Annotated in this window: 8 protein-coding genes; 2 read left to right on the top strand and 6 right to left on the bottom strand. The window is 71.6% G+C overall.

Translation table 11 applies throughout. The features are described 5' to 3' along the window. Positions 1 to 43 precede the first annotated feature (43 nt). The 5 genes from E1292_RS30340 to E1292_RS30320 form a co-directional block, all read right to left on the bottom strand. Positions 44 to 1,204, bottom strand: a complete 1,161-nt coding sequence (locus E1292_RS30340; protein ID WP_246090439.1) for a glycosyltransferase family 2 protein — start codon at positions 1,202 to 1,204, stop codon at positions 44 to 46. Between the two features lie 417 nt (positions 1,205 to 1,621). After that, positions 1,622 to 2,911 (bottom strand): homoserine dehydrogenase, encoded by a 1,290-nt coding sequence (locus tag E1292_RS30335; protein WP_281284066.1) that lies wholly within the window; start codon positions 2,909 to 2,911, stop codon positions 1,622 to 1,624. Continuing rightward, positions 2,908 to 4,293 carry a diaminopimelate decarboxylase gene (gene lysA, locus E1292_RS30330; RefSeq protein WP_132599074.1) on the bottom strand — a complete coding sequence of 462 codons (1,386 nt, stop codon included), beginning with the start codon at positions 4,291 to 4,293 and terminating at the stop codon, positions 2,908 to 2,910. The genes E1292_RS30335 and lysA overlap by 4 nt, the downstream gene beginning before the upstream one ends. A 124-nt stretch (positions 4,294 to 4,417) precedes the next feature. Continuing rightward, positions 4,418 to 5,041: a DALR anticodon-binding domain-containing protein gene (locus E1292_RS30325; protein WP_132599072.1), complete on the bottom strand. Its 624-nt coding sequence runs from the start codon at positions 5,039 to 5,041 to the stop codon at positions 4,418 to 4,420. A 10-nt stretch (positions 5,042 to 5,051) separates the two neighbouring features. After that, a complete protein-coding gene (locus tag E1292_RS30320; protein ID WP_246090438.1) occupies positions 5,052 to 6,899 on the bottom strand; it encodes a dehydroquinate synthase/iron-containing alcohol dehydrogenase family protein in 1,848 nt (615 codons plus the stop codon). 71 nt (positions 6,900 to 6,970) lie between these two features. On the opposite strand from E1292_RS30320, the gene E1292_RS30315 reads away from it, so the two are divergent. Continuing rightward, positions 6,971 to 8,605, top strand: coding sequence for an asparagine synthetase B family protein (locus tag E1292_RS30315; protein ID WP_132599070.1), 1,635 nt, complete (start codon positions 6,971 to 6,973; stop codon positions 8,603 to 8,605). A 261-nt stretch (positions 8,606 to 8,866) separates the two neighbouring features. Then, positions 8,867 to 10,603, top strand: a complete 1,737-nt coding sequence (gene treS, locus E1292_RS30310; protein ID WP_132599068.1) for a maltose alpha-D-glucosyltransferase — start codon at positions 8,867 to 8,869, stop codon at positions 10,601 to 10,603. A gap of 15 nt (positions 10,604 to 10,618) precedes the next feature. On the opposite strand, the gene E1292_RS30305 is transcribed toward treS, so the two are convergent. Next, complete coding sequence (locus E1292_RS30305; RefSeq protein WP_132599066.1) at positions 10,619 to 12,886, bottom strand: ABC transporter permease; 2,268 nt, start codon at positions 12,884 to 12,886, stop codon at positions 10,619 to 10,621. Positions 12,887 to 12,904: the final 18 nt, after the last annotated feature.

Below are 12,904 nucleotides of genomic sequence, written 5' to 3'. Positions count from 1 at the left end.
GTCGCGGGCTGGGCGGGCGCGCCGTCGGCGCCCCCTGGTGGCGTCATGCGGCTTCCATCAGCAGGCTCGGCCGGAAGCCGCGCCACTGGTTGGCGGCGACCTTGAGGAAGTGGGCGAGAGGCAGTTGCCAGGTGTGGTCGGCGCTGAGCCCTCGGCGCAGGACGTAGCCCAGCCCATGGGTGCGGTAGATTCGCGCGCCGGCCTTTAGCGCAGCTTTCAGAAACTCGAGGTCGACAGCGCGAGGCACAGCAGGAAATCCCCCTGTTTCTTTGAATTTTGAGCGAGAAACCATGATCGTTCCTCCGGCCACATGATCGGACCACACTTCGCTCGGATAACGCGCCCCGCTCGCGAACGTCGTGCGCCTGATCGTCGCCTTCAGCGGCTCCAGGTAGAAGAACTCCGCGGTCGTGCCCACCACGTCGGCGCCGGTGTACGACATCGCCATGAACAGGTCGGCAAGGTGGCGGGGGCCGTACCAGTCGTCGTCGTCCCACTTCGCCAGGTGGTCGCCGCTCGCCAGGGCGGCCGTGCGGTTGAGCACCTCGCCGAACGGCATCGACGCCTCCGCCTCGACCCACTTCACCGGCAGCGAGCAGGACTCGACCGCTTCGCGCACCTGCTCGAACCCCACCCCGTGCAACCCGAGCAGCACCTCGGCCTCGACCTCGCGCTGGCGTTCCATCTGCGCCAGCGCCGCGCCGATCAAGCTCGACCGTTTGCTCGACATGACGATGCTGATCTTGGGGTGGATCGCGACCGGATGCGCCAGCCGGCGCAGGCGTACGCTGTGCTCCTCGCGCCGGAGGTCGGCCAGGGAGCGCGCGGTGCCGTCGGCGGCGTGGCGGAGCCAGTCGCGGTCGGTGAGCAGCTCGGCGAGCCCGGCCGGCACCCAGGGCTCCGCGCGCTCGGCCGTCAGCGGGATGCCCGCGGCGGCCAGGCTCAGCAGGCCGTCGAGCGGCACGGCGGCGGCGGGCCACTCGATCTCCAGGCCGCGCAGGGGGCGTAGCCCGGGCACGTCGGGCGGCTGCCCGTCGACCGCCCAGCGACCGTCTGCCCAGTGCAGGCGGCCCAGCCCTTTCTCCGGCGTGCGCACGAAGCCGCTGGGGGTGGCGGGCCCGGCAGCGGGCCCACTGTCGGGCCCCCTGTCGGGCCCAGTGGAGGACCCGGTGGCGGGCCCGGTGGCGGGCAGGGCGGCGGACATGAAGGGGCGCTCCTCGAACGCTCGGAACTCAGTCGGCGCCTACCTTACGCCCGATTTACTGACTGGTAGACAGGAGCCGGCACATTCGGCAGGCCCTATGGCATAGGGGATAAGCGGCCGCGTTCCCGGATTTCGTCCAGGAACTTATGCAACGGTAGTGGCTGCAGTTTACTGGGGTGGCAATAATCCCCGTATGTCCGCGAAGACTCCGATGTCCTGACAAGGCGTGAACTACGAAGGGTATGCGCGGATGCTCTCGCCCCGCCGCCAGCAGCGATGGCCGCACTCTCGCAGCCGTGACCGTCGGTGTGCTCGCCCTCCTCGTCCTCACCGGCACGATGCGCGGCGGCCGCCGTGGTGGCGTTCGTGGTGTCGGCGCCGGCCTTCCTCAGCTTTGTCGTGCGTCGCGGAAACGCGCTAGTCGTCGCCCTCCACCCGCATGACGCTGGCCACCGCGCGGACGATGTCGAGCTCGCGCAGCCCCTCCATGGTCGCCGACAGCGCGGCGTCGGTGGCGCGGTGGGTGACGATGACGAGCTGGGCGTCGTCGCCGTGGCCCTCCTGGCGCACCGTCTGGATGGACACGTCGTGCTTGGCGAACAGCTCCGCCACCCGCGCCAGCACGCCGGGCTTGTCGGCCACGTCGAGAGCCACGTGGCAGCGCGTGACGGTCTCCCCCATGGGGTGCACGGCCAGGTCGGCGTAGGTGGACTCGTCGGGCCCGCGGGTGCCGGCCAGGCGGTTGCGGGCCACGGCCACGAGGTCACCGAGCACGGCGGACGCCGTCGGCGCGCCACCGGCGCCCTTGCCGTAGAACATGAGCTGCCCCGCCGACTCGGCCTCGACGAAGACCGCGTTGTACGCCTCGCGCACCCCGGCCAGCGGATGCGACCTGGGGATCATCGCCGGGTGGACCCGCACCCCGAAGGAGCGGCCGTCGTCGGAGCGGGCGCAGATGGCCAGCAGCTTGATGACGTAGCCCATGTCCTTGGCGGAGGCGACGTCGGTGGCGGTGATCTCGGTGATGCCCTCGCGGTGCACCTCGGCGGCCGTGACGCGGCTGTGGTAGGCGAGCCCGGCCAGGATGGCGGCCTTGGCGGCGGCGTCGAAGCCCTCGACGTCGGCCGTCGGGTCGGCCTCGGCGTAGCCGAGGGTCTGCGCCTCCTCCAGGGCGTCGGTGAACGACGCGCCCGTGGTGTCCATCTTGTCGAGGATGTAGTTGGTGGTGCCGTTGACGATGCCCAGCACCCGCTTGACGTGGTCGCCCGCCAGCGACTCGCGCAGGGGGCGCAGCAGCGGGATGGCGCCGGCCACGCTGGCCTCGAAGTAGAGGTCGCCGTTGCCCTGGCGGGCGGCTTCGTACAGGCTCGCGCCGTCCTCGGCCAGCAGCGCCTTGTTGGCGGTCACCACCGACTTGCCGCCCGACAGGGCGGCGACGATCAGCGAGCGGGCCGGCTCGATGCCGCCGATGACCTCGATCACGATGTCGACGTCGTCGCGGGTCACCAGCGCCTCGGCGTCGGTGGTGAGCAGCTCGGGGCCGACCTCGACGTCGCGCTTGCGCCCCAGCCGCCGCACGGCGACGCCGGCCAGCTCGAGCGGGGCGCCGATGCGGGCGGCCAGGTCGCCGGCCTGCTCGTGCATGAGCCGGATGACCTGGGTGCCGACGACGCCGCAGCCCAGCAGCGCCACTTTCAGCGGTTTCACAGCTGCCCCCTCAACAGGTCGTCCTCGGTCTCACCCTGCACGATCACGCGGGACTCGCCGCGCGACACGGCCACCACGGCGGGTCGGGGCAGGTAGTTGTAGTTGCTGGCCAGCGAACGGCAGTAGGCGCCGGTCGCGGCCACCGCGATCAGGTCGCCGGGGGCGAGGTCGGCGGGCAGGTGGCAGTCGCGCACGATGATGTCGCCGCTCTCGCAGTGTTTGCCGACCAGGCGGCTGAGCATGGGCCGGCCCTGGCTCTCGCGGCTGGCCAGCACCGCGGTGTACTCGGCGCCGTAGAGGGCCGTGCGCACGTTGTCGCTCATGCCGCCGTCGATGCTCACGTAGGTGCGCAGGCCCTCGACGTCTTTGACGGTGCCGACCTCGTAGAGGGTGATGCCGCCGGGGCCGACGATCGTGCGGCCGGGCTCGACCGTGAGGCGCGGCACGGGCAGGCCCGCGTCGACGCAGACCTTGGTGACGATCTCGCGCAGGCCGTCGGCCAGCTCCTTGATGTCGGGCGCCTCGTCGCCGTCGACGTAGGCGACGCCGTAGCCGCCGCCCAGGTCGAGCTCGGGCAGCACCACGCCGTGCTCGTCCTTGATCTGCACGAGGAGGGTGGCCAGCCGGCGCGCGGCCACCTCGAACCCGGCGGTGTCGACGATCTGGGAGCCGATGTGCGAGTGCAGCCCGACCAGCTCGAGCTGCGGCAGCGCGAGGATGCGGCGTACGGCCTCCGCGGCGGCGCCGGAGTTGAGTGACAACCCGAACTTCTGGTCGTCGTGGGCCGTCGCGATGAACTCGTGGGTGTGCGCCTCGACTCCGGTGGTCACCCTGACCATCACCTTGGGCCGCTTGCCGAGCCGCTCGGCGTGGTAGCCGAGGCGGGCGATCTCCTCGAACGAGTCGACCACGATGTGCCCGACCCCCGCCTCCAGCGCCCTGGTCAGCTCGGCGGCGGACTTGTTGTTGCCGTGCATCGTGATGCGCCCCGGCGGGAACCCGACGCTCAGCGCGACGGCCAGCTCACCGCCGCTGGCCACGTCGAGCCCGAGACCCTCGTCGCGCAGCCAGCGCACGATCTCCTTGCACAGGAACGCCTTGCCGGCGTAGTGGACGTCGGAGTCGGCGAACGCCGTGGCGTAGTCGCGCATGCGCGAGCGCACGTCGTCCTCGTCGAGGACGTAGAGCGGGGTGCCGTGATCGCGGGCCAGGTCGCGGACGTCCACGCCGCCGACGGTGAGCGCGCCTTCCGCGGCGCGCGTCGACGTTCGGGGCCAGATCGCGGGGTTGATGCGGTTGATGTCGGCGGGCGCCAGCGGCGGGCGCTCGTGGGGCATCATCTCGGCGTGGCGGTCCCCGGCGGGATGGACGTATCGACTCACCCGATCGAGGCTATCGGAACCGCCACCCCTCCCAGGACTCGTGACCACGGATCGAGACGCGATCAAGCATCAGAAGGGATATTTTTACGTCATTTCGCCGTTTGGCCGGATATTTTGTGAGCAATCACAACCGATCGGGCCCGATGAGCACCCTGCCGACCGCCTCCGCCAGCCGCACCCGCGCCGTGTGCACCTGCTCCGCAGGGGCGTCCCCCATCGGCACGGCGGGCGCGTGCTCGTGCGCGTCGTGATAGGCCAGCGCCAGCCGCACGAGGTACGCCTCCCACCTGGGATCCCGGCTCGCCAGCCGCCCGGGCAGCTCGGCCAGCACCCGCAGCACCCGCCGGTCGTACGGATCGGCCGGCAGCCCGGCGGGGAAGCCACCGGACGGCACCCCCAGCTCGCGGGCCCACCGCCGCACCGCGCAGGCCCGCGCGTGCCCGTAACGCACCACGAAACCGGGGTTGTCCCAGGTGCGCGGGAAGTCAGGCCACCCGGGATCGGGGATGTCCAGCGGCTCCACCGACTCGACCAGCTCGCCCGGCACGCTCACGACGATCCGCAGGAACCCGTTCTCCCGCACGTCCACGTGCGACACCCCGCCGAGCTCGCGTACCCGGGCGGCGAGCGTCGCGGGCGGGACGCGCCGCCTCAGCGCGGCCGCCGAGACGTACGCGGCCTCCCGCTCCCACGTCCCCTCGGGCGCCGGCGGCTCCCCCAGCACCTCGGCCAGCTCGCCGGGCGTCATGAGGACGGCCTCAGATGAGGGCGTGCGGCTCGGCGGAGCCGTACTCGACCAGGAGGGCGGCGCCCAGCAGCCAGCGGTCCTCGTCGCGTACGCGCACGTAACCGAACCGGTCGGCCGAGAAGACCTTGATCCCGTCGGTGCGGCACTGCCGCATCAGCACCTCGTCCCACCCGTCGGTGAGGTCGGCGAACCGCAGCTCGCGCAGCGTGTTCCTGCGCGCGAGCAGGGTCGCGCCGGCGATCTCGGGAAGGTAGGAGTATTCGGCGTCCGGCTGCTTGAGCAGCGTGGCCTGCGGCTTGCGCAGGTGGGCGTAGTAGGCGGCCTTGCCGACGATGTCGGCGGTGCTGAACAGGAACGCCCGCCGCAGGTCGGACAGGTAGTGGGAGCCATAGACGTCGCGGGGGTCCATGACCGCCACCAGGTCGGCCTCGCACAGGTCGATGCCGGCGTTGAGCATCGCGCCCTCGGTCATCGACGGCTGCGGCCTGCGGTAGATCACGTCCACGTCGGGCAGCACGTCGCGGGCCCGCAGCTCGGCCTCCGGCGGCCCGACGACGATGAGCTGGTCGACGCCCGACTGCTTGGCGACCTGCGCCAGCGCGTGCTCCATCAGGTAGGGGTCGAGGATGGGCAGCAGGACGGAGGTGTTGAGCGTGGCGCGGGCGCTGGGCAGGCCGATCGCGTCGAGCAGCTCGTCGATCCGCTCGGTCATCGTGCCCATCTGGTACGCCCTGCGCAGCGCCACGTGCGCCCGCCGCGCATCGGGCTCGGTGCCGATGGGCGTGCCGCAGGCGGCGATCTCGGCCAGCCGCCACTGGGGCGTGCCCGGCGGGCAGTCGGCCGCGGCCGGCCAGCGGTAGGAGGTCAGCACGTCGGGGTAGGCCAGGTGGCCGGGCAGGAGCTGGTCGAGCGTGAGCACCCGGTCGATGCGCCCGCCCGCCAGCGGCAGCGGGTTGTGCACCCGGGGCTGCACCCCGAACTGCAGCCGCGGCCACGCCACGGTCAGGTCGGTCGTGAAGCGGTGCTCGAACAGCTCGGACGCCGCTGCGTAGGCGGCCACGTCGCCACCCGTGTGCCAGAAGACCGTGCGGATGCCGCGCTCGGCGCACCAGGCCAGCAGCGCCTTGAGGCCGTCGCCGGGCTCGCCGGCGATCTCCTCGGCCCAGGGGCCCTGCGTGACGGACTCGACCACGAGCAGGTGGGGCACCTCCAGCGGGAGCACCCTGGCGAAGTCGCGCGGCGTGAAGCCGGTCGTCTGCCGCCACTCGTAGCGCAGCAGCGCCTCGGCGTGCGGATCGGCGATCACCGCCGCCGTCAGGTGGGGCCGCGTGTTGGGGCCGGTCGGCACCCGGAACGGCTTGAGCTTGAACGAGGCGCCGCCGAGCGTCCTGGTGGTGCTGGTGGCCTGGAACGCCGCTCCCGGGCGCTCGTCCTTGGCCTTGCCCGCGCCGGCGACGGGCTTGCGCTTGGGCGCGGACGGCCGCTTGACCGGCTTGGCGGCGCCCCTGAGGCCCTTGGCCAGCCGCATGGGGTTGCTCTTGCCGCTCTTGATGGCGTCGCCGAGCCGGTTCCACCGCGCGACCTTGATCGAGGACAGCTTCCAGTTGGCCACCTCGGCCTGGAAGCGCTGCTCGGCCAGCTCCTTGCGCAGCTTGTCGGCCGCCGCCCGCTCGGCCTCCAGCCGTTCCTCGGCCTCGCCCAGCTGCTCGGCCAGCGCCCTGGCCTCCTCGGCGCTCTGCTCGGCCGCCGCCAGCTTGGCCTGGGCGGCGTCCAGCAGCCTGGCCAGCTCGGCGGCGCGCTCGGCCTGCGCCACGGCATCCCGCAACGCCCTCCGCGTGCTTTCCAGCTCAGTAGACAACCGGCCCTCCGCTCTCTCGGCCCGGCAAAGGATACTCTTTTGCAGGAAGCGTCTCGAAGGGATGAGATCCGGTGCAGTTCAACGTGCGGCCCTACGTATGCGGCGCTCTCGGCCGGATCGACACCGCCATGCTCGGCAAGCTGACCGCCGCGGGCCCGAGGGTCCGGCCGGCGCTCCAGACGGCCGAGGCCGCACTGTTCAGCTCCACGCCGCTGCCGCCCTACCACCGCGCCGACGGGGCGTTCGCGTTCTCCTGGGGCGAGCGCAAGCCCGCCGGGCCGGACGACTGGATGGCTGTGGCGGAGACGTACGAGACGCCGGGCCTGATCGGCGACGGCCGCCGAGTGACGCTCCACACGGGGGCGCTGGGGCTGGTCGACGTCTACTACGTGCGCCACGGCGACGCGGTCTACTTCTCGTCCCTGATCCAGCCGCTGCTCAGCCTGGTGCCGATCGAGATCGACTGGGCGGCGTGGGCCTCGATCATCCAGGCGACGTTCCCGATGGGCGAGGCGACCCCGTACACCGAGGTCAAGCGCCTGCCGGGGTCGAGCGCGCTGGTGTTCGAGCACGACAGGCCGATGATCGAGCGCAGGCTGCCGCGCTGGCTGCGCACCGAGCCCTACGAGGCGTGGATCAGCCCTCACGAGATCGTGGAGCTCCTGCACGACGTGTACGCCGGCTACGAAGGGCGCAAGCTGCTCGTGCCGGTCAGCGGCGGCTACGACTCGCGCCTGCTGGCGAGCGTGGCCAAGGCCCGCGGGGCCGACGTCGAGTCGTGGACCACCAGTCCCGACGACGGCACCGACACCGACATCGCGTTCGCCCGGTCGATCACCAGGGAGCTGGGCATCCCGCACAGGGTGATCACTCAGGACCCCGCCGACTATCCCGCCGACGCGGTCGACGTGGCGCGCAGGCTCGAATACCTGACGCCCCACCACGCCTGGTACGCCCCCTTCGCCAAGGAGGTGCACGGATCCGGCCGCATGCTGATCGACGGCCTGGCGGGCGGGCCGCTGCTGAAGAACTTCATGGTCAGCGGGGCCGCCCTGGAGGCCAGGACCCAGGCCGAGCGCTCGGCCGCCGTGCTGAGGTCGTTGTCGCTGGGCGCGCCGTCGCAGCCGTTCCTGTCCAAGGCGGCGGCGGAGTGGATGGAGGAGACCGTCCGCGAGCAGTTCCTGGCGGCCACGTCCATGCTCCACGGGCACCGGGCCGAGCTGCCGCTGTCGGTGCTGCACACCAGGACCGTGCGGGGCATCGCGCGCTCGGCGGTCAACCTGGTGGGCCCTGAGGCGTCGTTCGCGGCGCCGTTCATCCATCCGGCCTTCTTCGACGCGGCGCTGTCGGTCGGCGTGGCCAGAAAAGACAAGGGCCGCTTCTACCGCGAGGTGCTGTACGCGGCCAACCCGCGGGTCGCCGCGCTGCCGTCGACCAACGTCGTCAAGCAGCCGCTGCGGCGGGTGCCGCTGCGGTCGACGGCCGTTCCTGCCCGAAATTATTCGCACCGGATGCTGGAGACCCTTGTGAGCCGGGTCCCGGGTCTGCTGTCGGACGAGCTGCACGAGGTGATCGCGGGCGGCCCCGACGCGCTGACCAGGTTCAACGGGTGGAACGATCGCTTCTGGGTGCGCGGTTTGGTGCTTTTCGGGCTCTGGCTGAGCGACTTCGAGAACGACCTCTCGGACGTCGCTCCACCTTTTTAGTGAACTCTGGGTAACAGGGTGATTACATACCGATCTCTCGGGTATCAACCCCGCACAGCAGAAGCGGGTTCCGGAAAGCCAACGGGCTGGTAGTGTTCGGCCCGTAAGCGCCGCACAAACGGGCACCAGATCACAAATCCGGTCTCGTTCATGGGCATGGGGTTCGCAGGGATGACGACTCCAGGCGGCGCGGTCACCAGATAAGAACGCCGGGGCAACCGGTGACTTCGTCCTGCCCACATCTCTTCCTGTGAGCGACATATGATCAACGCATCCCCAACACCGGAGCCGATCTCCGAGGCGTTCGTCTCGGAGGATCCAGCCTGGTACAAGCGGGCGGTGTTCTACGAGGTCCTCGTCCGGGGGTTCAAGGACTCCAACGGCGACGGCACCGGCGACCTGCGCGGTCTCATCGAGAAGCTCGGCTATCTCGAGTGGCTCGGCGTGGACTGCCTGTGGCTGCTGCCGCTGTACGAGTCGCCGCTGCGCGACGGCGGTTACGATATTTCGGACTATATGAAGATCCTGCCGGACTTCGGCGATCTGGGCGATTTCGTCCATCTGATCGAGCGGGCGCACGAGCGCGGCCTGCGGATCATCACCGACCTCGTGATGAACCACACCAGCGATCGGCACCCCTGGTTCCAGGCGTCCCGGCACGACCCCGAGGGGCCGTACGGCGACTTCTACGTGTGGTCCGACCACCCCGGCGCCTATCCGGACGCGCCGATCATCTTCGTCGGCGCCGAGGAGTCCAACTGGACCTACGACCCGGTGCGCAAGCAGTACTACTGGCACCGCTTCTTCCACCACCAGCCGGACCTGAACTATGACAATCCGGCCGTGCAGGAGGCGATGCTGGAGGTGCTGCGGTTCTGGCTCGACCTCGGCATCGACGGGTTCCGGCTGGACGCGGTTCCCTACCTGTTCGAGCGCGAGGGCACGGCCTGCGCGGGGCTGCCGGAGACGCACGCCTACCTGAAGAAGATCCGCGCGGAGGTCGACCGGCTCTACCCCGACCGGGTGCTGCTGGCCGAGGCCAACGGCTGGCCCGAGGACGTCGTCGAATACTTCGGCGACCCCACCACGGGCGGCGACGAGTGCCACATGGCCTTCCACTTCCCGTTGATGCCGCGCATCTACATGGCGGTGAAGAAGGAGACCCGCGAGCCGATCTCCGAGATCATGTCGCGCACGCCGAAGCTTCCCGAGTCGGCCCAGTGGGGCATCTTCCTGCGCAACCACGACGAGCTCACGCTCGAGACGGTGACCGAGGAAGAACGCGACTACATGCACAACGAGTACGCCAAGGACCCGCGCATGCGGGCCTACCTCGGCATCCGGCGCCGGCTCGCCCCGCTGCTCGACAACGACAGGGACCGGATCGAGCTGTTCACGGCGCTGCTGCTGAGCCTGCCGGGCTCGCCCGTCATCTACTACGGCGACGAGATCGGCATGGGCGACAACATCTGGCTGGAGGACCGCGACTCGGTCCGTACGCCGATGCAGTGGAGCCCCGACCGCAACGCCGGCTTCTCCAACGCCGACCCCGGGCGCCTCTACCTGCCCGCGGTCATGGACCCGATCTACGGCTTCCAGGCGGTCAACGTGGAGGCCCAGCAGCGCCATGAGGGTTCGCTGCTGCACTTCACCCGCAAGATGCTGGAGATCCGGCGCAGGCACCCGGTGTTCGGCGTCGGGGCGTACACCGAAATGTGGTCGTCGAACCCCTCGGTGCTCACCTACGTGCGCGAGGACCGCGACGACGCGATGTTGTGCGTCAACAACCTGTCGAAGTTCCCGCAGCCGGTCGAGCTCGACCTGCGGCGTTTCGAGGGCATGGTCCCCGTCGAGGCGCGCGGCGGGGTGCGGTTCCCGCCGATCGGCGAGCTGCCCTACCTGCTCACGCTGCCGGGGCACGGGTTCTACTGGTTCGCGCTGAAGCGGGAGGAGTCCGCGCGGGCAGGCTCGGTGAGCGGGCCCGTCAGCGCGCGGTGAGGGGCACCGGGGCCGTCAGCGCGCGGTGACGGGCACCTGGGCGCGGGCCGCGCGGCGGGCCGGGATCAGCGCGACCGCGAGGGCCGTGCCCACGGCGATCACCACGGCGACGGCCAGCGTCAGCGGCGAGGGCGGCCGGCCGATGCCGGCGCCCACCCCGCTGGTGTGGCCCTGCAGGTCGATCAGCCCCGTGACGACGGAGGCGCCGGCGGCGGCGCCCGCGCCGACGCCGAGCACGACCAGCAGGCCGGTGCCGGTCACGAGCGTGGCCATGACCTGCCGGGGCGTCAGGCCCATGGCCTTCAGCACGGCCAGGTCGAAGGCGTGGTCACGCAGGCCGAGCGCGCTCGCGGTGAGCAGGTTGGCCAGGCCGATCAGGGCCAGCACCGCGATCAGCGCCACGATCACGACCCTGATGATCGACAGGCGGTCCGCCGGGTTGACCGCGGCCTGCACGTCGAGGCCCTCGGCCGACTCGGCCAGCAGCCGGCCGCGCACCTCCGCCCGGTCGGCGCCCGGCCTGAGCGCCAGCGCGTAGTATTCCGGCGGCACGGAGTCCTTGGCGGCCAGGCTGTCCAGCCCCACCGAGAGCACCACGCCGTCCTGGTCGGGCTCGACGGTCCTGCCGACGATCCTGACGATCAGCGGCGAGCCGCCCACGGTCAGCCGCACCCGGTCGCCGATCCTGATCCCGAGCAGGTCGAGCAGGCCCTGCCCGGCGACGGCCTCGCCCTGGCGGGCGTACCTGCGGCCCTCGACCACGGGGAACGGGTAGGGCTGCGTGGAGCTGCCGACGGCCCGCACCCGCACCGAGCGGGCCTCCCCCGGCGCCAGGGCGTTCACGTCGGTGCCCGGATAGACCGCGGCCACGTCCTTGTCGCGCTCGGCGATGCGCCTGGCCTCGGCCGCCTCCAGCTTGCCCGGCCTGACGTACAGGCCGGCGTGCTGGCCGACCTGCTCGGGATGGCTGAGGAAGTTGTCGAGCGTGGCCCACACGCCGAGGCCGATCGTGATCATCATCATCGGCACGGCCAGCCCGAACGCCGTCAGGAACGCCGGCACCCGCCTCGTGAAGGCGTCCCTGGTGCCGAGGACGAGGGCGGGCGGGAGGCGTACGAGGAGGGCGAGCCTGGCCAGCCTGGACAGGTGGCCGCGCGGCGGCGAGGCGGGCGCCGCGGGGATCGGCGGAGTGCGGCCCCCGCGCCACGCGGGCAGCCCCACCGCGGCCAGCACCACCAGCGCGGTGCCCGCGACGATGGCCAGCACCGGCACCGGCGCCACGGAGGTCGGGCCGAGCACCGCCGCCATCACCCCCCAGCCCGCCAGCGCGCCGAGCGCGACCCCGAGCAGGCCGAGCGCGCCGTGCTCGACCACCAGCAGCAGCGTGATCTGGCCCCTGGTGAAGCCCATCGACTTGAGCGTGGCCAGGTCGCGCAGCTGGCCGAGCACCCGGCCGCCGGCCGCGTTGGCCAGCGCGAGCGCGGCCGCCACCAGCCCGACCACCCCGAACAACGCCAGCAGCGTGCCGAGCAGCCGGTTGTCCAGCTCCATGGCGCCCCTGACCTCGCGCCAGGTGTAGACGCGCTGGAGCTGGTCCTCCAGCATGACGACCACGCGCTGGGAGACGACCTGCGCGGCGTCGGGATCGGCCAGGCGCAGCCCGGTCACCCACTCGCTGCGGCCCATCATGGGCTCGATCCGGTCGAGCATCTCGGGCAGCACGTAGGCCAGGCCGGGCGTCCACTCGGGGTAGAAGCCGTGCTCGGCGGTGTCGGCGACGCCGCGTACGTACAGGGTGTGGCGCTCGCCGCTGAGCGCGATGATCGTGAAAGGCGCGCCGACCCCCAGCCGCAGCGAGGACGCGAAGGACCGCTCGACGACCACGCCGTCCGGCTGTGCGGCGTCGAGCCAGTTGCCCTCGGCCACCAGCGGGTGCGCCACCCGCGCCGGCTCGGCCGGCATCGCGCGCAGCGCCGCGGGCTCCCGCTTGCCGTCCTGGGCCACGGTCACGGGCGCCGAGCGGTACGGGCCCGCGATCTGCGTCACGCCGTCGATGCCCCCGAGAGCGACCTCGGGGCTGTCACCGGTGTAGAACCACACATGGGCGCCGTCGCTCTGGGCCGACAGGCTCCGCCACGGGTTGGTGCCGTCCTCCAGGAGGGTGGCCGCGGTGATCAGCGCGGCCACGATGCCGGCCACGGCCAGCACCGTCAGCACCGCCTGGCCCTTCCTGGCCCGCAGGTCGGCCCTGATCCACCGGCTGCCCGCCAGCGCGGTGCTCATCGGTCGCTCACCGCTCCT

The sequence above is a fragment of the Nonomuraea deserti genome (genome assembly GCF_004348685.1).
Lineage (GTDB): Bacteria > Actinomycetota > Actinomycetes > Streptosporangiales > Streptosporangiaceae > Nonomuraea > Nonomuraea deserti.
This window is presented reverse-complemented; position numbering and strand designations above follow the sequence as displayed.

Bases quoted from the DNA above. Each gene is read 5' to 3' on its own strand.
- E1292_RS30340 (WP_246090439.1), bottom strand. From the start codon at position 1,204: ATGTCCGCCGCCCTGCCCGCCACCGGGCCCGCCACCGGGTCCTCCACT.
- E1292_RS30325 (WP_132599072.1), bottom strand. From the start codon at position 5,041: ATGACGCCCGGCGAGCTGGCCGAGGTGCTGGGGGAGCCGCCGGCGCCC.
- treS (WP_132599068.1), top strand. From the start codon at position 8,867: ATGATCAACGCATCCCCAACACCGGAGCCGATCTCCGAGGCGTTCGTC.
- E1292_RS30305 (WP_132599066.1), bottom strand. From the start codon at position 12,886: ATGAGCACCGCGCTGGCGGGCAGCCGGTGGATCAGGGCCGACCTGCGG.